Annotated in this window: 18 protein-coding genes; 5 read left to right on the top strand and 13 right to left on the bottom strand. The window is 64.6% G+C overall.

Annotated elements, in window-relative coordinates:
• The first annotated feature begins 92 nt into the window (after positions 1 to 92).
• The 4 genes from KUV81_RS01615 (at position 93) to KUV81_RS01600 (ending at position 2,730) form a co-directional block, all read left to right on the top strand.
• On the top strand, positions 93 to 377 hold the full coding sequence (locus KUV81_RS01615; RefSeq protein WP_222542096.1) for a helix-hairpin-helix domain-containing protein: 285 nt from the start codon (positions 93 to 95) through the stop codon (positions 375 to 377).
• A 111-nt stretch (positions 378 to 488) separates the two neighbouring features.
• Positions 489 to 1,385 (top strand): UTP--glucose-1-phosphate uridylyltransferase GalU, encoded by an 897-nt coding sequence (gene galU / locus KUV81_RS01610; RefSeq protein ID WP_222542095.1) that lies wholly within the window; start codon positions 489 to 491, stop codon positions 1,383 to 1,385.
• A gap of 245 nt (positions 1,386 to 1,630) precedes the next feature.
• The gene (locus KUV81_RS01605) at positions 1,631 to 2,035 is read left to right on the top strand and encodes a polymer-forming cytoskeletal protein (RefSeq protein WP_222542094.1); all 405 of its coding nucleotides are present in this window, start codon (positions 1,631 to 1,633) and stop codon (positions 2,033 to 2,035) included.
• Positions 2,036 to 2,052: 17 nt separating this feature from the next.
• On the top strand, positions 2,053 to 2,730 hold the full coding sequence (locus KUV81_RS01600) for a DUF2982 domain-containing protein (protein ID WP_222542093.1): 678 nt from the start codon (positions 2,053 to 2,055) through the stop codon (positions 2,728 to 2,730).
• Here the strand turns inward: KUV81_RS01600 and KUV81_RS01595 are convergent.
• From KUV81_RS01595 to glk, 11 genes are all read right to left on the bottom strand, one after another.
• Complete coding sequence (locus KUV81_RS01595) at positions 2,657 to 3,520, bottom strand: EamA family transporter (protein WP_222542092.1); 864 nt, start codon at positions 3,518 to 3,520, stop codon at positions 2,657 to 2,659. The two genes, KUV81_RS01600 and KUV81_RS01595, sit on opposite strands and share 74 nt — an antisense overlap.
• A 9-nt stretch (positions 3,521 to 3,529) precedes the next feature.
• Entirely contained in the window at positions 3,530 to 4,261 is a 732-nt protein-coding gene (locus KUV81_RS01590; RefSeq protein ID WP_222542091.1) for an ElyC/SanA/YdcF family protein, read from the bottom strand.
• Complete coding sequence (locus tag KUV81_RS01585) at positions 4,261 to 5,175, bottom strand: ROK family protein (RefSeq protein WP_222542090.1); 915 nt, start codon at positions 5,173 to 5,175, stop codon at positions 4,261 to 4,263. The genes KUV81_RS01590 and KUV81_RS01585 overlap by 1 nt, the downstream gene beginning before the upstream one ends.
• Positions 5,176 to 5,281: 106 nt before the next feature.
• Positions 5,282 to 6,628, bottom strand: a complete 1,347-nt coding sequence (gene glmM, locus KUV81_RS01580) for a phosphoglucosamine mutase (RefSeq protein ID WP_222542089.1) — start codon at positions 6,626 to 6,628, stop codon at positions 5,282 to 5,284.
• Between the two features lie 142 nt (positions 6,629 to 6,770).
• On the bottom strand, positions 6,771 to 7,727 hold the full coding sequence (locus tag KUV81_RS01575; RefSeq protein WP_222542088.1) for a DHH family phosphoesterase: 957 nt from the start codon (positions 7,725 to 7,727) through the stop codon (positions 6,771 to 6,773).
• Positions 7,724 to 8,323: an adenylyl-sulfate kinase gene (gene cysC / locus KUV81_RS01570; protein ID WP_222542087.1), complete on the bottom strand. Its 600-nt coding sequence runs from the start codon at positions 8,321 to 8,323 to the stop codon at positions 7,724 to 7,726. Before cysC ends, KUV81_RS01575 begins: the two co-directional genes overlap by 4 nt.
• 20 nt (positions 8,324 to 8,343) lie before the next feature.
• Positions 8,344 to 10,077 (bottom strand): SLC13 family permease, encoded by a 1,734-nt coding sequence (locus KUV81_RS01565; RefSeq protein ID WP_222542086.1) that lies wholly within the window; start codon positions 10,075 to 10,077, stop codon positions 8,344 to 8,346.
• The gene (gene cysN / locus KUV81_RS01560) at positions 10,074 to 11,501 is read right to left on the bottom strand and encodes a sulfate adenylyltransferase subunit CysN (protein ID WP_222542085.1); all 1,428 of its coding nucleotides are present in this window, start codon (positions 11,499 to 11,501) and stop codon (positions 10,074 to 10,076) included. The genes KUV81_RS01565 and cysN overlap by 4 nt, the downstream gene beginning before the upstream one ends.
• A 23-nt stretch (positions 11,502 to 11,524) precedes the next feature.
• A complete protein-coding gene (gene cysD / locus KUV81_RS01555; RefSeq protein ID WP_261389248.1) occupies positions 11,525 to 12,469 on the bottom strand; it encodes a sulfate adenylyltransferase subunit CysD in 945 nt (314 codons plus the stop codon).
• A 221-nt stretch (positions 12,470 to 12,690) separates the two neighbouring features.
• On the bottom strand, positions 12,691 to 13,059 hold the full coding sequence (locus KUV81_RS01550; RefSeq protein ID WP_222542083.1) for a hypothetical protein: 369 nt from the start codon (positions 13,057 to 13,059) through the stop codon (positions 12,691 to 12,693).
• A 115-nt stretch (positions 13,060 to 13,174) separates the two neighbouring features.
• Positions 13,175 to 14,149, bottom strand: coding sequence for a glucokinase (gene glk, locus KUV81_RS01545; protein WP_222542082.1), 975 nt, complete (start codon positions 14,147 to 14,149; stop codon positions 13,175 to 13,177).
• Between the two features lie 110 nt (positions 14,150 to 14,259).
• On the opposite strand from glk, the gene KUV81_RS01540 reads away from it, so the two are divergent.
• A complete protein-coding gene (locus KUV81_RS01540; protein ID WP_222542081.1) occupies positions 14,260 to 15,300 on the top strand; it encodes a LacI family DNA-binding transcriptional regulator in 1,041 nt (346 codons plus the stop codon).
• On the opposite strand, the gene KUV81_RS01535 is transcribed toward KUV81_RS01540, so the two are convergent.
• Both KUV81_RS01535 and KUV81_RS01530 read right to left on the bottom strand, forming a co-directional pair.
• Positions 15,297 to 16,955: an alpha-amylase family glycosyl hydrolase gene (locus KUV81_RS01535; RefSeq protein WP_222542080.1), complete on the bottom strand. Its 1,659-nt coding sequence runs from the start codon at positions 16,953 to 16,955 to the stop codon at positions 15,297 to 15,299. The two genes, KUV81_RS01540 and KUV81_RS01535, sit on opposite strands and share 4 nt — an antisense overlap.
• 18 nt (positions 16,956 to 16,973) lie before the next feature.
• Positions 16,974 to 18,491, bottom strand: coding sequence for an MFS transporter (locus tag KUV81_RS01530; RefSeq protein ID WP_222542079.1), 1,518 nt, complete (start codon positions 18,489 to 18,491; stop codon positions 16,974 to 16,976).
• Between the last annotated feature and the right edge of the window lie 278 nt (positions 18,492 to 18,769).

The raw sequence follows: 18,769 nt of genomic DNA, 5'->3' as shown, positions 1-18,769 counted from the left end.
AACCCGTTCACTCCCTTTCCAAGGTGCTGATCCTAGGTGCCAAATTTCCTTCTACCCTTAATGACTCATTCACCACAAAACAAGGAGCGTTTATGTGGAAAGCGGCACTGATGGCCTTCGCCATCGCACTGACCCCGGTATGGGCCTTAGCCAACCCTCAGACCAACGAGGTGCAGCAATCGGCCCGGGTGAACATCAACACCGCGGATGCCCAGGCCCTGGCCGATGCCCTCACCGGTGTTGGCCCCAGCAAGGCCGAAGCCATCGTCGACTACCGGGAGCAACATGGACGGTTTAACGCCGTTGAGGAGCTGTTACATGTCCGCGGGATCGGCGAGGAACTGCTAGCCAGAAACCGCGAGCGGATCCAGCTCTGATCTCACCGGCGGGCCCCAGGGCCCGCCTTTTTATTTCAGGAGGTGCCCCAGCTGCCACCCGTATTACGCGTCCAAACCATTGTCGTGCCGACTCAGAGCAGGAGGGTTGATATGAGTCAGCGAGTCCGAAAAGCGGTGATCCCCGTTGCAGGGCTGGGAACCCGCATGTTGCCCGCCACCAAGGCCATACCCAAAGAGATGCTGCCGGTGGTGGATAAGCCCCTGATCCAATACGTCGTCAACGAAACCATTGCCGCCGGCATCAAGGAGATTGTGCTGGTCACCCACGCCAGTAAGAACTCCATCGAGAACCACTTCGACACCTCCTTCGAGCTCGAAGCCACCCTGGAGAAGCGGGTCAAGCGCCAGTTGCTCGCCGAAGTGCAGGCGATCTGCCCGGACGACGTCACCGTCATGAGCGTGCGTCAGCACGAGGCCAAGGGTCTGGGCCACGCCATCCTGTGCGCCCGTCCACTGGTGGGGGACGCGCCTTTTGCCGTGGTGCTGCCGGATGTGCTTATCGACGACCAGGCCAGCGATCTGAGCCGCGATAACCTGGCGGCCATGGTGGCCCAATACGACCGGACCCAGCGCAGCCAGATCATGGTCGAACCGGTGCCCGAGGAGCGGGTCTCCAGCTACGGGGTGGTGGACATTAACGGTCACGCCATCGGCCCCGGTGACGGCGCCCCCATCCAGCGCCTGGTGGAGAAGCCGGCGCGCAATGAGGCCCCCTCCAACCTGGCCGTGGTAGGCCGTTACGTACTCAGTAGCGGGATCTGGCCCAAGCTGGCGCAAACCCCGCCGGGGGCCGGCGCGGAGATCCAGCTTACCGACGCCATCGAGATGCTGCTGCAGGAGGAGGAGGTGCACGCCTTTGCCATGCAGGGCTACAGCCACGACTGCGGCTGCAAGCTCGGCTACATGGTGGCCAACCTGGAGTACGCCCTGCGCCATCCCCAATTGCAGGGGCCGCTGAGCGACTACCTGGCCCAGCGGTACAAGTGATCCCATCCGAAAGGCCTGGCTGAGAGGGGTGCGCCCCCTCTCAAAAAGGCCCTTTTCCTCCGAACTGGGTTCGGATCTGTCCTTGAAATACAGTAAAGTGGAGTGAACCAGTGGTCGCCTTTTTGGGGTATCCCTCGGCGGTTCTGCCTAACTTATTGATCTCAAAAAGAAGCAGATAAAACCGCTTCTTAGAGGCAAAACCAGGCCACTGCCACTTCATCGATTGAAAACAAAGACAGACCACTATGTTCGGAAAAAAAACCACAACTAGCGGCTCCAACCTGACCTACATCTCCACCGATTGCCGACTGAAGGGCGACCTGGTGCTGGACAGTGACTGCATGGTGGATGGCACCATCGAAGGCACTGTGAAAGCCAAGGGCAGCGTCATCATCGAGCAACAGGGTCGTGTCGAAGGGGAACTGGAAGCCACCGAGGTGCGCGTCTCCGGTCACTTTAAGGGCAAGCTCAAGTGCACCAAGCTCTCCATCACCGCCAACGGCATGGTGGACGGCGAAGTGCTCTCCGAGAAGATCGAGATTTTCGAAGGCGGCCAGTTTGTCGGCACCCGTCTCAAAGAGGACGTGCTGCGCCTGGAAAAGCCCAAGGACGACGAGCAAGCTCAGCTGAGCGCCGTCAAAAGCGCCTGATCTGCTAGGCTGATCACATGGATGTGATCAGGATTCAACCGATTGCCCGGCGCAACCGGCTGACCTTCTCTGTTCTGGCCGGGCTGCTCTGCCTCGCCTTTTTGCTGGCCCTGTTCAATGGGCTGCCCCTGCTCTGGCTGTTGCCCCTCTCCCTGGTGACCCTGGTGGTGCTGGTGCTGGCCATCGGCAAACGCCTGGAGCCGGACTGCACCCTCAAACTCCACCCCGACGGATTGCACTACCGCCATCGGCGAGGCAGCTATCGGCTCGACTGGCAGCAGCTGCTGCGCATCGATCAGCCGGGCCTGCCGGAGGACTCGAGCACGCGTCTCGACTACGTGGGGATCCGGCTTCGCGATCCGGCGCAGTTTTACCGCCGCATCGCCCCGCGCCTGGCCCTGGCTCTTATCCGCGAGCAGCGCCCCCTCTCCATACTGGCCGATCCCCGCTGTGCCACCGGCCAGTGCCAGGAGATGCTGCCCGAAGCCGAGGGTTTGCCCCAAGAGCCCCTGGAGGGGGTCCAGGCCGCCTATGCGGCACATCAGCTCCGACTGCGCGCCGCCCTGGGCTACGATCTCTTTCTCCATCACAGCGCCCTGGACCGCTCACCGCAAGAGTTTGTCAGCCTGCTGCGCCGCTACCAGGCCGACTGCCTGAGTCCCGGGGCGGACTCCACCACAGAGACAGCAGAATAACCCCACCGCCCAACGCCAGGCGCAACAGATCTGTCGGTTCGGCCCACAGCAGCAGGTTAACCAGGATCCCGGCGGGGATGAGGACATTGTTCATCACCGCCAGGCGCGCGGCGGAAACCCGGGTGGCCCCCAGGTTCCAGAGAAAATACCCCAGCCCCGAGGAGACAAACCCCAGCCACAAGAGGACGCCCCACTGCAGGGTACTCTGAGGCAGCCGCGCCAGGTTGCCAAACAGCAGCACATTCAACGAGGCCAACGCCAGTGCGCCGATAAAGAACCAGCCAAACGCCTGATGGCGGGGCAGTTGGTGAGCCAGCCCCCGGTAGGCCACCTGACCAAAGGCAAAACAGAAGTTGGCCCCCTGAACCAGGGCAAAGCCGAGCCAGAGATCGCTCTGCAGGGGCTGGTAACGGATCAGCGCTGCACCGGCCACCGCCGCCAGGGCCGGCCACAATGCCCGGGGTCGAAAGCGCTTCAGTCGAGCGTCCTCCAGCACCATCACCCACACCGGCGTCATCACGGTGAACAGCAGCACCTCGGGCACCGACAGATAGGCAAAGGCGTGGTACAGCAGGGTGAACATCAGCCCCAGCTGCACCGCTCCGATCCCCACCAGGCGCAGCGCCAGTGCCCCGGGCACCCGGCGGGACAGCAATGGCAGAAACAGCACCGTGGCCATCAGCATCCGCGACCAGACGGCAAAGTAGGCGTCCACCTGACCGGCAATGTAGACGTCGATAAGGGAGAAGGAGAAGGCCCAAATCCCGGTGACCAACCACAACAACGGCATATCGAGCGCCTACCCCTTGATGGCCAGCCAGAGCCGGCCCAGGTATTCGTGGATCACCCGCTGACTGGTCCAGAGGTTGCGGGCGCTGAAATACCAGGGACGGGTGGGCTGGGCGATAAAGTCGGTGGGGGCCGGCGTAACCGGGATCCCCTGACCGCGGTACAGCTGAAGGGCCCGGTCCATATGGGAGGCGGAAGTGACCAGCACCGCCGGTGCGCTGCCCACCAAAGGCGCGCTGAGCCGCGCCTCCTCCTCGGTGTCCCGAGCCTGGTCAAACAGGTGGATGCGTTCCTGGGGCACCCCCAGCTCCAGCGCCGCCCGGCGCAGCACCTGGGCGTGGGGCACGGGGTCAGCCCCCTCGTAGCCGGAGACCACCAGAGTCGCCTCCGGATGTTGGCGCCAGACCCGCACCCCCTCCATCAGGCGCGCCAAAGCGGTGCCGGACAGTTCACTCAGGGCCGGACGGCCGGGTCGGCTGGTGTGGCTGTTGCCCAGCACCAGGACATACTCCACGCGCTCCTGCCCCTGCCAGCTGGCGTGGTGAGCTTCCAGGGTGTTGGCCAGGTAAGTGCTGATGGGGGAGAAGGAGAGCAGCAGCAGGTAGAGGGGGCCAGCCAGCACCAGAGCCTGCCCCAGGCGTGGGCGGCGACGCCACCACCATAGCCCCAGCAGGACACACAGGCAGGCCAGCGGCACCGGCAGCAGAAACGCGGTGATGCCCTTTTTCAGCCAAAACCCCATCAACGCCCCCAGAGCCAGGCGGCACCGCGGACGCCGGAGGCGTCACCGTGCTGGGCTTGATAAACCGGGGTATCGCATCGGCCCCCCACCAGGTGCGCGCCCAGGCGCCCGGCCAGGGCCGGGTAGAGTCTGTCGATGTTGGACAGGCCACCGCCCAGCACAATGCAGTCCGGGTCCAGCAACTGGACAACCATCCCCAGGGCCCGGGCCAGCTGGTCCAGGTAACGCTCAAACAGCGCCTGGGCGGCCCCCTCCCCGGCGGCGACCCGCTCCAGGATCCCTTGGGCCCCCAGGGATTGGCCCGTGTGCTCGGCGTATTGCCGGCTCAGTCCTCGGCCGGAGACAAAGGTTTCGATGCAGCCTCGTTGACCGCAGAAGCAGCGCGGACCGGGAAACTCCAGTTCGGTCATCCAGGGCAGGGGGAGGTGCCCCCACTCGCCGGCCAGGCCATTGGGGCCGCTGTGCAGCGCGCCATCCACCACCAGCCCGGCACCACAGCCGGTACCCAACACCACGCCAAAGACGGTGCGATGCCCCTGTCCAGCCCCATCGGTGGCCTCGGAGACGGCAAAGCAGTTGGCGTCGTTGGCCACCTTCACCGCCCGGCCCAGTCGAGCGGCCAGATCCTGTTCAAAGGCCTGTCCCTCCAGGCCCAGGGTGGCCGCCCCCTTGACCCGCCCCCCCTTGAGGGCTCCGGGGATCCCCACCCCCAGGGTGCCCCCCTGGCCCAGTGCGCGCTCGCACTGGCTCACCAGCTCGGCAATGGTGGTCAGGATGGCGTGATAGTCCCCGGACGGGGTGGGCGTGCGGCGCTGCCAGCGAACCTGGCCTGTCGGGTCCAAGGCCACCAGCTCGGTTTTGGTGCCGCCAAGATCCACGCCAAGGCGCAGGGGCGGCAAAATCGGTGCAGTCATGGTCAAATCCGCTTCAAAGCAGAATTTTTCGAATATTGAACATTGTACGCGTAAGCCCGGGCAGCAAAAAGGCCCGCATCATGCGGGCCTTTTTCGGTTCGCTCGGTCACGCCGGCTGGGCGTCCACCGCTTTGACCGCATCGGCGATGCGGTGGGCCAGGGCGGAGACGTCCAAACTGGCGTCCCCCTCCACCATGACGCGGATCAGCGGCTCGGTGCCGGACTTGCGCAGCAGTACCCGACCCTTGTCCCCCATCTGCGCTTCCACAGCCGTCACCGCTGCCTTGACCTCTTCGGCCTCCAGCGGTGCGCCCTCGCCACTGAAGCGAACGTTAACCAGCACCTGGGGCAGCTTGGTCATGCCGGACAGGGCCTGGCTCAGGTTCTGATCCAGCGCCTTGAGGGCATTGAGCACCTGCAGTGCGGCGATGATGCCGTCACCGGTGGTGTGGTGCACCAGGCTCAGGATGTGACCGGAGTTTTCGCCCCCCAGTGACCAGCCCTTCTCCTTGAGCATCTCCACCACGTAGCGGTCGCCCACCTTGGAGCGGACGAAGGGGATATTCAGCGCCTTGAGGGCCAGCTCCAGCCCCAGGTTGGCCATCTGGGTGCCCACCACACCGCCGGTCATGCGACCGGTGGCGTGCCAGTGCTTGGCGATGATGTAGAGGATCTCATCCCCATCCACCACCTGGCCGTTATGATCCACCATCATCACCCGGTCGCCATCGCCATCGAAAGCGATCCCCATCTCGGCACCGGTCTCCTTAACCTTCTCCACCAGGGCATCCAGGTGGGTGGCGCCGCAGCGGTCGTTGATGTTCAGGCCATTGGGCTCGGCGCCGATCACCGTGATGGTGGCTCCCAGTTCGCGGAACACCGCCGGCGCGATGTGGTAGGTGGCGCCGTGGGCGCAATCAAGGACGATGTGCATCCCCGCCAGGCTGCTGCCCTGCTCGAAGGTGCTCTTGCAGAACTCGATGTAGCGACCGGCGGCGTCGTTGATGCGGCGCACCTTGCCCAGCTTGGCGGAGTCCACGCAGCCCATGGGCGCGTCCAGCGCCGCCTCGATGGCCAGCTCGTTGGCGTCGGTCAGTTTGGTGCCGGTGGTGGAGAAGAACTTGATGCCGTTGTCGTGGTAGGGGTTGTGGGAGGCGCTGATCACTACTCCGGCGTCCGCCCGGAAGGTCTGGGCCAGGTAAGCCACCGCGGGGGTGGGCAGCGGGCCGGTCAGGGCCACGTTGACCCCGGCAGCGATAAAGCCCGCTTCCATGGCAGACTCCAGCAGGTAACCGGAGATGCGGGTGTCCTTGCCGATGATCACCTCGCGGGTGCCCTCGGCGGCCATCACCTGACCGGCAGCGTAGCCCAGCTTCAGGGCAAATTCAGGGGTAATAGGGTATTGACCGACCAGGCCGCGCACCCCGTCGGTACCAAAGTATTTTCGTGACATAACGGCAGACTTACCGGGGCCAGAGGCCCCCAAATTCAAGTTGGGGAAAATCGAGTTCTCGGCCCGTTGGGCCAATTTGCGCTCTATTTTGCCAGCTTGAGGTCAAGAGGCAAGCCGAGTCCTCAAAAATGCGGGTTGGGCTTCAGCGGCCAAAGGCCCGTTGCATCCGCTCGATAAACCGCGGCAACTGAGCCTCGGGCAGGGCGTTGATCCCCGCCGCCCGCGCTCGGCCCCCTCCCCCCTCGAACTGCCGGCACAGGGCATCGGCGCCCTGGGGGCGGGCCAGGGGGGCCCGCAGGGAGATGCGAAGTGCCCCCTCGGGCAGCTCGCTGACCAGCGCCACCGCCCGCTGCGGCCCTTCATTGGCCAGCCGGTTGGCCAGCACACCATTGACTCGGTGCACCCAGGCCTCATCCGGCAGCCGAACCACCAGGCAATTCGGCGTCGACACCAGGGGCGTCAGTTGCTTGGCACGGGCCAGGTCCGCCTCCAGCGCCTTAGCCAGGGTCGCCACCGGCGAGTTGGCGTCCGCCAACAGGGCAAAGGGACTGGCGTAGGCCTGTATCGCCCGGTACAGCTCGATTGGGGAGAAGTGCAAGTCCGCCAGGGTCCGCCCGTAGCCGTTGTAGTTGACCAGGGTGCCCAGGTGCAGCAGCCCCCGGCGCTGTTCCTGATTCAGCCCGGACTGGATGGCCAGGGCGTCCGCCACCTCAATCAGGTTGTCTCCGTAGGCCCCGGCCAGGGCCCAGAGGCGTTGCCGGCCCTCCAACTGTTTATCCACCAGCAAACTGGTGCACACCCGACTGTCGGTGTCGATGTCCGCCACCACGCCGGCGGGGATGGTCCCGGCGTAGTGGTGGTCGACGTAGTGCACCTGGGCGCCCTGGTTCAGCAGCCGCTGCAGCTCGCCGCGATTGCGATCCAGGGAGATGTCCAGCACGGTGACCGAGTCCCCCTGCCCCGCCGAGACCCGGGCGAGCAAAGCAATCTCCCGTTTGGGGCCGGAGATAAGGGTGGCGGCTTTTGGCGTTTCCCGGCGCAGCTGCACCAGGGCGAAGATCCCATCGGCATCGCCGTTGAACACATCGAAGTGGCTCATGGGGTGAGCAGCCCCTTCGACTGCAGGACCTGGATGATCTTATCGGCGCACTCTTGTGGGCTCATATTGCCTGCATCCAGGTGCACCTCCGGTGCCGACGGCGGCTCGTAGGCCGAATCGATGCCGGTGAACTGGGTGATCTCCCCGGCCCGGGCGCGCTGATAGAGCCCCTTGGGATCCCGTCGTTCGCACTCCGCCAGGGGCGTATCCACAAACACCTCGACAAAGCGGCCCGCCGGCAGCTTGTCGCGCACCAGGGCGCGCTCGGTCTGAAACGGGGAGATAAAGGCGGTCAGCACCATCAGGCCCGCGTCGGCGAACAGCGCCGAGACCTCAGCCACGCGGCGGATGTTCTCCACCCGGTCGGCATCGGAAAAGCCCAGGTCTTGATTCAGGCCGTGACGGACGTTGTCACCGTCCAGCAAGTAGCTGTGCACCCCCAGGGCGTGGAGCTTCTGCTCCAGGGCGTTGGCGATGGTGGACTTGCCGGAGCCAGAGAAGCCGGTAAACCAGATCACCGCGCCCTGGTGTCCCTTGAGCTGCGCGCGCTGGTCCGTCGAGAGTTGATGGGCGTGCCAGGTGATGTTTTGCGTCATTGCGGATTCCTTGCCAAAGCTCAGAACGGGAAGATGATGGGCGTCAGCCAGAGCACCAGGGCACTGTAGAGCAGCGACAGGGGCACCCCCAGTCGCGCGTAGTCCCGTTTTTTATAGTCTCCCAGATTCATCACCATCATGTGGGTCTGGTAGCTGAAAGGGCTGATAAAGCTGGCGCTGGCGCCGTAGGCCACCGCCATGATAAAGGGCATGGCGCTGGCGCCAAAGGCCTCGGCCAGGCTGAGGGCCAGGGGCAGCACCAAGGCCGCGGCCGCGTTGTTGGTCATCAGCTCGGTGGTCAGCAGCGCCGCCAGATAGACACCGACAAAGGCCATCATCACCCCGCCGCCGCTGAGCTGCTGCTGCAGCGTCGTCGCCAGAGCGCCAGCCAGGCCGCTTTGGCTGAAGGCCTCCGCCAACGCCAGGGCACCGGTGATGATGACCCACAGCTCAAAGGGGAAGCGCTGGCGCACGTCGTTGCTGGAGAGCACCCCGCACCCCAGAAGCGCCATCAGGAGCACCGCCAGGCTGACATAGAGGGGCACCGCCAGCAGCAGGTTGGCCAGCAGGGCCAGCACAAAACCGCCCACCGCCAGGGCCTCCTGCCAGCGCGGCAGTGGCCGGCTCAGCTCGGTGCCGCCGATCTGGTAAAAGTGCCGGGTCAGGCTGCGCCGTTTGACGAAGCGATCCCCCACCGCCAGCACCAGGATGTCCCCACCCTGCAGCGGGATGGTGCCCAGCTTGCCGGACAGCCGCTCGCCCCGGCGTCGCAGGGCCACCACTGCGGCGTCAAACCGGGCCCGAAAGTCGCTTTCCTTAAGGGTTTTGCCGACGATGTTGGAGGTGGGGCTTAACAGAACCTCCACCAGATTCTGGCCCAGCAAGCCGTTGCTGCCGGCAAAGAGGCTGAGGCCTTTGAAGCGTTCCAGCTCCCCCACCTGGCTGACCTCTCCGCAGAACACCAGCTTGTCTTCGGCCTGGATCAGGGTATCCGGAGCCACCGGGGTCAGCAGCTGCCCCTGGCGCACGATCTCCGCCAGGTAGAGCCCCTTGAGCGAGCGCAGGCCGTTCTGTTGAACGCTGCGGCCCACCAGGGGGCTGTCCGGCTGCACCTCGGCGTCGATAAAGTAGGGGCTCTCCAGCTCCGGGGCCCGCTCATGCCGGGGCAAGGTTTGGGACAGCAGCACCAGCAGCAGCAAGCCGGCACCGGCGGCGACGATCCCCACCGGCAGGAAATCGAACAGCGCCAGGCCCGGCTGCCCCTGCTCCATCAGCACGGAGTTGACCACCAGGTGGGTGGAGGTGCCGATGAGCGTCAGGGTGCCGCCGAGGATCGCCGCGTAGGAGAGCGGCAGCAGCAAGCGGGAGGGCTGATGGTCCGGTTGCCGACTGACCACCCCCGCCATGGCCGCCACCACGGCGGTGTTATTCAGAAACGCCGAACTGAGCAGTGTGCCCGCGCCCATGCGGGCCAGGGTGGTGGTGTACTTGGGGCGAAAGAGATAACGACCCACCAGCGCCAGCAGGCCGGTTTTCTCTAACGCCGAGGAGACCAAAAGCAGCAACAGCAGGGTGATCACCGCCGGGTTGGCCGCCAGCATCAAAAGACGCGGCGGCTCGATGAGCCCCAGTACCACGGTGGCCAGGCCCAACCCGGCGAACAGCATCACCGGCCGGACCCGGGTGAGCACCAGAGCGCTCACCAGGCACAGGGCCAGGCCCACCACGCTCCATTGTGCCAGGGTCAGGCTCACTGGGGGCCGTCCTGGCTGATGTCCCGCGCTCCCCAGTGGGGGAAGTGCTTGCGCACCAGGGCATTGAGTTCGAGCTCAAACTCGCTGTATCGGGCCTGGCTGGCCCAGGCCAGGGTGGCGTCCAGGGGGCCGGTGATCATCCCGGCACCCACGGTGACGTTGGTCAGCCGGTCGATGATGATAAAGGCCCCGGTGTGCCGATTCTGCTCGTAACGGTCAAACAGCACCGGCTCATTGAGGCTCAGGGCCACGGTGCCAATTTCGTTGAGGGTCAGGGTGTCGGCCTCGACCCGCTCCAGGGTGTTGATGTCGACCCGCTCGCTCACCCCGTCGACCCGGCCGAAGGTGGATTTGGTGCCCAGCTTGATGCTGTACTCCTGGCCCGGCACCAGCGGCTGCTGAGCCATCCACACCAGCTGCGCCGACAGCCGTGAGCTGTGATGGGGCGTTTGGTCGGGGGAGACCAGCATCTCGCCGCGGCTGAGATCGATCTCGTCATTGAGGGTCAGGGTCACCGCCTGGCCCACTCCGGCCTGGGGCAGATCGCCGTCGAAGGTGGTGATGGTCTTCACGGTGCTGCGCCGTCCGGAGGGCATGGCCACCACCTCGTCCCCAACCTTCACAGTGCCGGCGGCGACGGTGCCGGCGTAACCGCGAAAATCCAGGTGGGGACGGCTGACGTACTGTACCGGGAAGCGCAGGGCCTCCAGCTGGTCGCTGTGCTCGATGGGCAGCTGCTCCAGCAGCGTCATCAGCGCCGGGCCTGTGTACCAGGGGGTGCGTTCGCTGACGCTCACCACGTTGTCCCCCTCCAAAGCGGAAAGCGGCACGTAGTGCACCTGGGTCAAGCCCAGAGAGTCGGCCAGGGCGGCGTACTCCTCACGGATCGTCTCGAATCGCGCGCGGTCAAAACCCAGCAGGTCCATCTTGTTGATGGCCACCACCACTTGGCGGATCCCCAGCAGCGACACCAGGTAGCTGTGCCGGCGGGTCTGCTCCTGGACCCCGTGACGGGCGTCGATAAGGATGATCGCCAGATCGGCGGTGGACGCCCCGGTGGCCATATTGCGGGTGTACTGCTCGTGCCCGGGGGTGTCGGCGATGATGAACTTGCGCTTGTCGGTGGAGAAGTAGCGATAGGCCACATCGATGGTGATCCCCTGCTCCCGCTCCGATTGCAGGCCGTCCACCAGCAGGGCCAAGTCCACCTGCTCACCGGTCGTGCCCACCCGTTTGCTGTCGGACTCGATGGCCGCCAGCTGATCCTCGAAGATCATCTTGGAGTCGTGCAGCAGACGCCCGATCAGGGTGCTTTTGCCGTCGTCCACGCTGCCGCAGGTGATAAAGCGCAGCAGCTCCTTGTTCTCGTGCTGTTTCAGATAGGCCAGGATATCCTGCTCAATCAGTTGTGATTTGTGGCTCATAACATCTCCTTGCTCGAGCAGGGTCAGAAGTACCCTTCCGCCTTTTTCTTTTCCATCGAACCGGCGCTGTCGTGATCGATCACCCGGCCCTGCCGCTCAGAGGTCTTGGTCAGCAGCATCTCCTGGATCACCTCCGGCAAGGTGGTGGCCTCAGACTCCACCGCCCCGGTCAGGGGGTAGCAGCCCAGGGTGCGAAAGCGCACCATTCGCTGCTCGGGCACCTCACCCTCGGCCAGGGGCATGCGCTCATCGTCCACCATAATGAGGGCGCCATCGCGCTCCACCACCGGCCGCGGGGCCGAAAGATAGAGCGGGACAATCTCGATGTTCTCCAGGTAGATGTATTGCCAGATGTCGAGCTCGGTCCAGTTGGACAGGGGAAAGACCCGGATGCTCTCACCCGGGTTCACCTTGCCGTTGTACAGCTGCCACAGCTCCGGGCGCTGGTTTTTCGGGTCCCAGCGGTGGTGCTGATCGCGAAACGAGTAGACCCGCTCCTTGGCCCGGGATTTCTCCTCGTCCCGACGGGCGCCCCCGAAAGCGGCATCAAACTGGTAGTGGTCCAGCGCCTGCTTGAGGGACTCGGTTTTCATGATGTCGGTGTGCTTGGCGCTGCCATGGACAAAGGGGTTGATCCCCATCTCCAGTCCCCGGGGGTTTTTGTGCACCCGCAGGTCCAGGTCGTACTCATTGGCGATGCGGTCGCGAAAGGCGATCATCTCCTTGAACTTCCAATCGGTGTCGACGTGAAGCAGCGGGAAGGGGATCTTGCCCGGGTAGAACGCTTTTCGCGCCAGGTGCAGCAATACGGAGGAGTCTTTGCCCACGGAGTAGAGCATCACCGGGTTATCAAACTCGGCGGCCACTTCCCGGAAGATGTGGATGCTCTCCGCTTCCAGTCGCTGTAGGTGGGTCATGCCTTGGGTGTCAATCATCCCTGTTCCTCGATCTGATGAAGTCGTACCCAGGGGTACAGAATGATGAGGCACATTATTGCTTATAAGAACGCCGCCAATTATTCCCAATGGGAATATAAAAGTCCTTAACGCTCGAAGCGCATCGCCCGCAATGTCACGCTCGTTACTACATCTTTAGCTTTTATTTCAGCTTGCTGCCTGAAAAACAAGCGAGGCCGCCCCGGTAAGGGCGGCCTCGCTCTGACAGATTGGGATTTGGGAAGCCGGACGCCTTATCCCTGGGCTGGCGGGCAGAAGGGCACAACGCCGGCATGAGGGCGCCAGGGGAAGCGGCTGGCCTCGTAGGCCAGGTTGCCCCGGCCCCACACCGAAGAGGGGGAGGGACAGTCGCTGTTAAACGCCACTTCGGTGGCGTAGGGGAAGCTTTGATTACAGCGGGGGGCGCCGACACCGCTCTCCCCCATCAGGGGGTTGGGTGCCCGATTGACGCAAGCGTGATAGAGAGATTGTTGAGGGGCGGCCCCTTGGTAGGCCCCCTGGCTGCGCTCACCCAGCATCATCAGCAGCACGCTGACCATGCCCAATCCCATCACGACATCCAGGCGAGTGACGGAGTCTCGCCAACGAAATGGCCGGTTCATACTCGATTCCTTGTTTTCACCGCTCTTCATCCTGTAAGAGCAGGCCGGCTTCATTCCGGCCCGTTCCCATTATCCGCAGCGGTGAACACTTTGCAACCAATTGAGTCGACAGGGGTTAGCCGTGGTCATAGAACCAGGCGGCGGCCCCCATCAACGCGGTATCGCTCTTCAGCGCCAGGGAAACCGGCACCGGTTCCAGGTAGCCGGTCATGATCCCCTTGTGTCCGAACGCCTGGGTGAAATCGCTGTGCTGCAAAAACTCGGCGATGCGCGGCAGGATCCCGCCCCCCAGGTAGGCCCCGCCCCGGGCGCCCTGGGCCAGCACCATGTCGGCGGTGACGCTGCCGAGCCAACGGCAGAACTCCGAGAGGGTTTCCCGAGCCAGGGGGTCCTGACCGCTTTGGACCGCACCGGTGATCTCCGCCGGGGTACCCAGCGGCGCCTCCAAATTGAGCAGCTGGCCCATCGCCTGGTAAAGATTCACCATGCCACGACCGCACAGCACCGTCTCCACCGACACGTGGGCAAAGCGGCGGCGCAGGATCTCCACCAGGGCCGCCTGGCGCTCGTTGGTGGCTGCCAGGCTGATGTGGCCCCCTTCACAGGGGATGGCGTGCCAGCCCCGTGCGCTGGGCACCAGTGAGGCCACGCCGAAACCGGTGCCCGGCCCTAGCACCACCCTGGGCGCACCCGCCAGGGCCTCGCCGGGTTTGACGGTCTGCATCTGGTCCGAGGGCAGCAGCGGAATGCTGTAGGCGTAAGCCACAAAATCGTTGATCACCCGAAGCTTGGGCAGCCCCAGGTGGGCTTGCAGCTCGGCGATGTTGGCGTACCAGCCCAGATTGGTGACCACCACGGAGTCGCCCCCCACCGGACCGGCCACCGCCAGGCAGGCGCCGTCAAATTCGATCCCCTCTGGCAGGCTGTCCATGTAGCGACGCACCACGGTCTCCAGCGAGGGGTAGTCGGCGCTGGGAAAGCGCTCGACGTGGGAAACATGAATGCCATCGGCCTGACGCTGGGCCAGGGCAAAGCGGGCGTTGGTGCCGCCAATGTCCGCCACTATGGTGTGCTTGTTGTTCTGTTCCATCATTATTTTCCGTTTATGCCGCCATCTTGGCTGGGCAATTTCCTCCCCCAGCCGCTTCGGGTATATTGGCCCGAGTGTGGGTTCCCCAAAATGGAAGACCAAATACGTTCATGAAAGGCAAAGCGACCTCCTTTGACATCGCTCACCTGGCCGGGGTGTCTCAGTCCACCGTGTCCCGCGCCCTTCGCAACAGTCCCTTGGTCAAGGCCGAGACCATTGCCAAGGTGCAGCAAATCGCCCGCGAGCTCAACTACAAGGTGGATAAGCACGCCAGCAGCCTGCGCTCACAGCAAAGCGCCACCCTGGCGCTGCTGCTGTTCGAGGACCCCACCACCGACGACTCGCTGATCAACCCCTTTTTCCTGTCGATGCTCGGCTCCATCACCCGGGCCTGTGCCCGCCAAGGGTACGATCTGCTGGTCTCCTTTCAGCAGCTGTCCGACGACTGGCACGCCGACTACGAGGACAGCCACAAGGCGGACGGCATCATCCTGCTGGGCTATGGCGATGACGTGGATTACCAGCCCAAGCTGCAGCAGCTGGATGCCCAGGGCACCCGCTACGTGCGCTGGGGGCCCCTGTCGGAGGCCGGCAGCGGGATCTCCATCGGTTGCGACAACCGCCAGGGGGGCCTGGCTGCCACCGAGCACCTGATCGCCCTGGGTCATCGCCGCATCGCCTTTATCGGCAACGCCTCCAACCACTACCCGGAGTTCTTTGCCCGCTACCAGGGCTATGTGAAGGCCCTGATGGACGCCGGGCTAAGCATCGAGCCCGCCCTGCAGCAGGACGCCATCACCACCGAGCAGGCCGGCTACGACGCCGTTGCCGAGCTGCTGGACAGGAAGGTGCCCTTCGACGCCCTCTTTGCCGCCAGCGATCTCATCGCCATCGGCGCCATGCAGGCGCTCAAGGAGCGGGGTCTGTCGGTGCCGGATGACGTGGCCGTGGTGGGCTTCGACGACATTCCGGTGGCCCGCTTCGCCTCGCCGCCACTGACCACGGTGCGCCAGGACACCAAGCTGGCCGGCGAGATGCTGGTGGACAGCCTCATCCGGCTGATCCGCGGTGAAGAGCTGGTTTCCTTGACCATTCCCACCAGCCTGATCGCCCGCCGCAGCTGCGGCGAGCCCAGCCCCGAGACCCCTTAACGGCCCTGTCGGGCCGCCATCAGGCGGTCCAGTTCCGCCAGCAGAGCCTCGCCCTCCAGCGCGCCGTCGCGCAGGTACACCCGCACACCGTGGGCCGGCACCAGGCTGGTCAGCTGATCCCCCTCAGAGAGCTCACGGATCTCCCCGGTCAGGGCTTCGCGCCACTGGCCGGCCTGCAGATGCTCTGATGCCGTCATGGTGGCCGGGGTGTCCCCTTTGTTGAGCAGCACCAGCGCGCTCTGGGCGGCGTCGCCCCGCTGGTAGAGGCGGTAGAAGCTGGCGGTATGCTCGGTGAACTCGAGGTTCAGCTGCAGCCCCCGTTGCAGGGCCACCGAGGCCTGACGAACCTGGGCAATTTGGCTGAGCTCCGCGCGGATGCGGTGGCTGCGGGCCGCGTCGATGTTGTCGACCCCGAAGTAGTTGCGGTTGCCGGCGTGCTCCGCCTTGCCCCGCTCGAAGCCCATCTCGGAGCCGTAGTAGATCACCGGAATGCCCCGGGCGGTGAACAACCAGTTGTGGGCATCAATAAAGCCCTCGTCGCTGGCGTTCATCCGCGGCATGTCGTGGTTGTCGTAGAAGGTGGTCAGCTCATAGGGGTTGGCGTAGGGGCCGTCCTCCAGGTAGAGCACCGGCTCCAGGCTTTTGTAGCTGCCCCCCTGCTCAAACAGGTTGGCCAGGGCCGCCTTCATGGGGAAATCCAGCACGCTCATGCCGCCGTTCTCCGGCTGGGTGTACTGACCGATCTCCTCGGCATCGAAGGAGTAGACCTCGCCGAACATGAACAGCCCCGGGTACTCGGCGCGGATCCGACGACTGAACTCCCCCCAGGCCGCCTTGGGCACGTGTTTGACGGTGTCGATGCGAAAGGCCGCGGCGCCCTGCCCCAGCCACTGCAAGTAGGCATCGACGAAGTAATCCATCACCTCGGGCCGCTCGACGTTCATGTCCGCCAGCTGGGCCAAGTCCGGGGTGGTATTGAAAAAGCGGTGCAGGGGCTCCTGTTCGGGGCGCAGCGCCTCCGGCGGCAGGTTCTGGTGATCGGCCACCAGCTGGCCCTCGCCGTCATAGAGCTGGCCAAACAGCGGTTGGGGTTCGGGCATGCTGTAGGCCGGGGAACCGTGGTTGATCACCACATCCAGCACCGTCTTAAGCCCCTTGTCGGACATCCGCTGGGTGAAGGCGGCAAAATCCAGCCCCTCGGAGGGCCAGTGCTTGTCCAGCCGATAGAAGTTCACCCCCCAGTAACCGTGGTAGGCCGCTTTGCCCCGGTCCATGGCGAAGCCTTCCCGGGTGATGGGGGTACCGCCGGTAAAGGCCTCGGCGGGGTTCTCGACAATGGGGGTCAGCCACACCGAGGTAAAGCCCATCTCGGTGATGTAGTCGGCGTGATCCAGGATCCCCTTGAAGTCGCCGCCCTGGAAACCCACGTTGGCCACATCGCCGTTGTCCCACACCAGGGGCCGATCCCAGCCACTGTCCTCGGGGAAGTTGTTGCTCGGATCGCCGTCGACGAAACGGTCGGTCATCACGAAGTAGATCGCTTCGCTGGCAAAGGGGTGCTCGGTGCCGAAATAGTCGGCCTGGGGGCTGCCCTGGCCGCCACAGCCGGCCAGGGTGGAAGCGGCCACCAGGGCCGCGATGGGAGTCAGTCGCATCGTTCCGTCCTTGAACGTTTAAGAGGCGGAGGGGCTTTGGGCCAGGGCGGCGCCGTTCTGGCGCACCCGCAGGGCCGCCAGGCCGGACAACACCAGGCTGACGGCGCCGATGGCCAGGGCGTAGATGGGCTGGTTGTCAAAGCCCAGGCGCAGCATCAGGCCCAGTACGCTGGCGGCCAGCAGCTGGGGGATGACGATAAAGAAGTTGAAGATCCCCATGTAGACCCCCATCTTGGCCGCCGGCAGGCAACCGGCCAGCATGGCGTAGGGCAGCGACAGGATGGAGGCCCAGGCGAAGCCCACCCCCACCATGGAGAGCAGCAACAGCTTGGGATCCTGGATCACCAGGAAGGAGGCCAGACCGGCAGCCCCCAGGCCCAGGTTAAACAGGTGGGCCAGGCGCAGGCCGAAGCGCTTGACCATCACCGGGATCACCAGCGCGGCCAGGGCGGAGAAGCCGTTGTAGGCGGCAAAGAGCACGCCCACCCAGTTGGCGCCCTCGTTGTAGGCAGCGGAGCTGGGATCGCTGGAGCCGAAGTGCACCGAGGTCACCGCCGCCGTGGTGTAGATCCACATGGCAAAGAGGGCGAACCAGGAGAAGAACTGCACCACCGCCAGCTGCTTCATCGCCGTAGGCATGGCAAAGAGATCGTCCATCACGGTGACAAACCCGCCGTCGTTCTTACCGGCCTGGCGACGGGCGCCCACCAGGAACTGGGCCAGGCCAAACAGGGTGATGGCGATGGAGAGGATGTAGAGCTGCTTGTCGAGGCCCAGGGCGTAGATCGCCACCGTGGCCAGCAGACCGGGGGCCAGCCAGGCCAGGGCACCGCGACGGTAGGCCGTGGCGGTACGGGGCTCGGCGGGCTCGCGCACGCCGCCGGACTCCGCTTCGAAGGCCGCCAGCTGCTCCGGGCTGTACTCCCGGCTGCGCAGCACCGTCCAGCCTACGGCCAAGAAGAGCACTACGGCACCGAAATAGAAGGCGTATTTGACGGTATCCGGAATTTGCCCCGCCGGCGCTTCGTTGCTCACCCCCCATTGGGCCAGGATCCAGGGCAGCATGGAGGCCACCACGGCACCGATGCCGATAAAGAAGCTCTGCATGGCGTAGCCCTTGGGCTGCTGGCGCTTGGGCAGGTTGTCGCCGACAAAGGCGCGGAAGGGTTCCATGGAGACGTTGATGGCGGCGTCCATGATCCACAGCATGCCGGCGGCGAACCAGAGCACGCTGGAGTTGGGCATGGCGATGAGCGCCAGACTGGTGACCAGGGCCCCGTAGAGGAAATAGGGGCGACGGCGCCCCAGGCGGGTCCAGGTCTTGTCACTGAAGTGACCGACGATGGGCTGGACAATCAGCCCGGTCACCGGACCGGCGATCCAGAGCAGCGGGATGGTGTCCATCTCCGCGCCCAGGGTTTGAAAGATGCGGCTGACGTTGGCGTTTTGCAGGGCGAATCCGAACTGGATCCCCAAAAAGCCGAAACACATGTTCCAGATCTGCCAGAAGCTCAGATCGGGTTTTTCCTTCACCATCCCAGGTTCCTCATTGTTGTTATAGTGGGCTCACCTGTCGGGCTTATCCTAGCCAAAAACGAGACAAGTTCGTACGGCCACGCGTCGGTCTGGCCAACGCGCCGCCCACAATGTTACGGGCTTGTTCAGCGATGGTAATCAGTGGGGCGCCGTGGCAACAACGTTTTGCATACGTATTCATGCCGGGACTGCCCCGCCATGGTGCAGGCTCGTCGACCCTCCTCCCGACCCCCTGGGCGCCGGCAGGCTTCGCGCTATAGTAGGGGAATGAACAAAAA

The sequence above is a fragment of the Ferrimonas balearica genome, from assembly GCF_019802085.1.
Taxonomy (GTDB): domain Bacteria; phylum Pseudomonadota; class Gammaproteobacteria; order Enterobacterales; family Shewanellaceae; genus Ferrimonas; species Ferrimonas balearica_B.
The sequence above is the reverse complement of the archived record's forward strand: the minus strand, read 5'-3'. Positions and strand labels throughout refer to the sequence as shown.

Coding starts and splice junctions, on each gene's coding strand:
- KUV81_RS01605 (WP_222542094.1), top strand. CDS start 1,631: ATGTTCGGAAAAAAAACCACAACTAGCGGCTCCAACCTGACCTACATC.
- KUV81_RS01585 (WP_222542090.1), bottom strand. CDS start 5,175: ATGACTGCACCGATTTTGCCGCCCCTGCGCCTTGGCGTGGATCTTGGC.
- glmM (WP_222542089.1), bottom strand. CDS start 6,628: ATGTCACGAAAATACTTTGGTACCGACGGGGTGCGCGGCCTGGTCGGT.
- KUV81_RS01535 (WP_222542080.1), bottom strand. CDS start 16,955: ATGCGACTGACTCCCATCGCGGCCCTGGTGGCCGCTTCCACCCTGGCC.
- KUV81_RS01590 (WP_222542091.1), bottom strand. CDS start 4,261: ATGGGGTTTTGGCTGAAAAAGGGCATCACCGCGTTTCTGCTGCCGGTG.
- KUV81_RS01575 (WP_222542088.1), bottom strand. CDS start 7,727: ATGAGCCACTTCGATGTGTTCAACGGCGATGCCGATGGGATCTTCGCC.
- cysC (WP_222542087.1), bottom strand. CDS start 8,323: ATGACGCAAAACATCACCTGGCACGCCCATCAACTCTCGACGGACCAG.
- KUV81_RS01600 (WP_222542093.1), top strand. CDS start 2,053: ATGGATGTGATCAGGATTCAACCGATTGCCCGGCGCAACCGGCTGACC.
- galU (WP_222542095.1), top strand. CDS start 489: ATGAGTCAGCGAGTCCGAAAAGCGGTGATCCCCGTTGCAGGGCTGGGA.
- KUV81_RS01530 (WP_222542079.1), bottom strand. CDS start 18,491: ATGGTGAAGGAAAAACCCGATCTGAGCTTCTGGCAGATCTGGAACATG.
- KUV81_RS01540 (WP_222542081.1), top strand. CDS start 14,260: ATGAAAGGCAAAGCGACCTCCTTTGACATCGCTCACCTGGCCGGGGTG.
- KUV81_RS01550 (WP_222542083.1), bottom strand. CDS start 13,059: ATGAACCGGCCATTTCGTTGGCGAGACTCCGTCACTCGCCTGGATGTC.
- cysN (WP_222542085.1), bottom strand. CDS start 11,501: ATGAGCCACAAATCACAACTGATTGAGCAGGATATCCTGGCCTATCTG.
- glk (WP_222542082.1), bottom strand. CDS start 14,149: ATGGAACAGAACAACAAGCACACCATAGTGGCGGACATTGGCGGCACC.
- KUV81_RS01595 (WP_222542092.1), bottom strand. CDS start 3,520: ATGCCGTTGTTGTGGTTGGTCACCGGGATTTGGGCCTTCTCCTTCTCC.
- KUV81_RS01615 (WP_222542096.1), top strand. CDS start 93: ATGTGGAAAGCGGCACTGATGGCCTTCGCCATCGCACTGACCCCGGTA.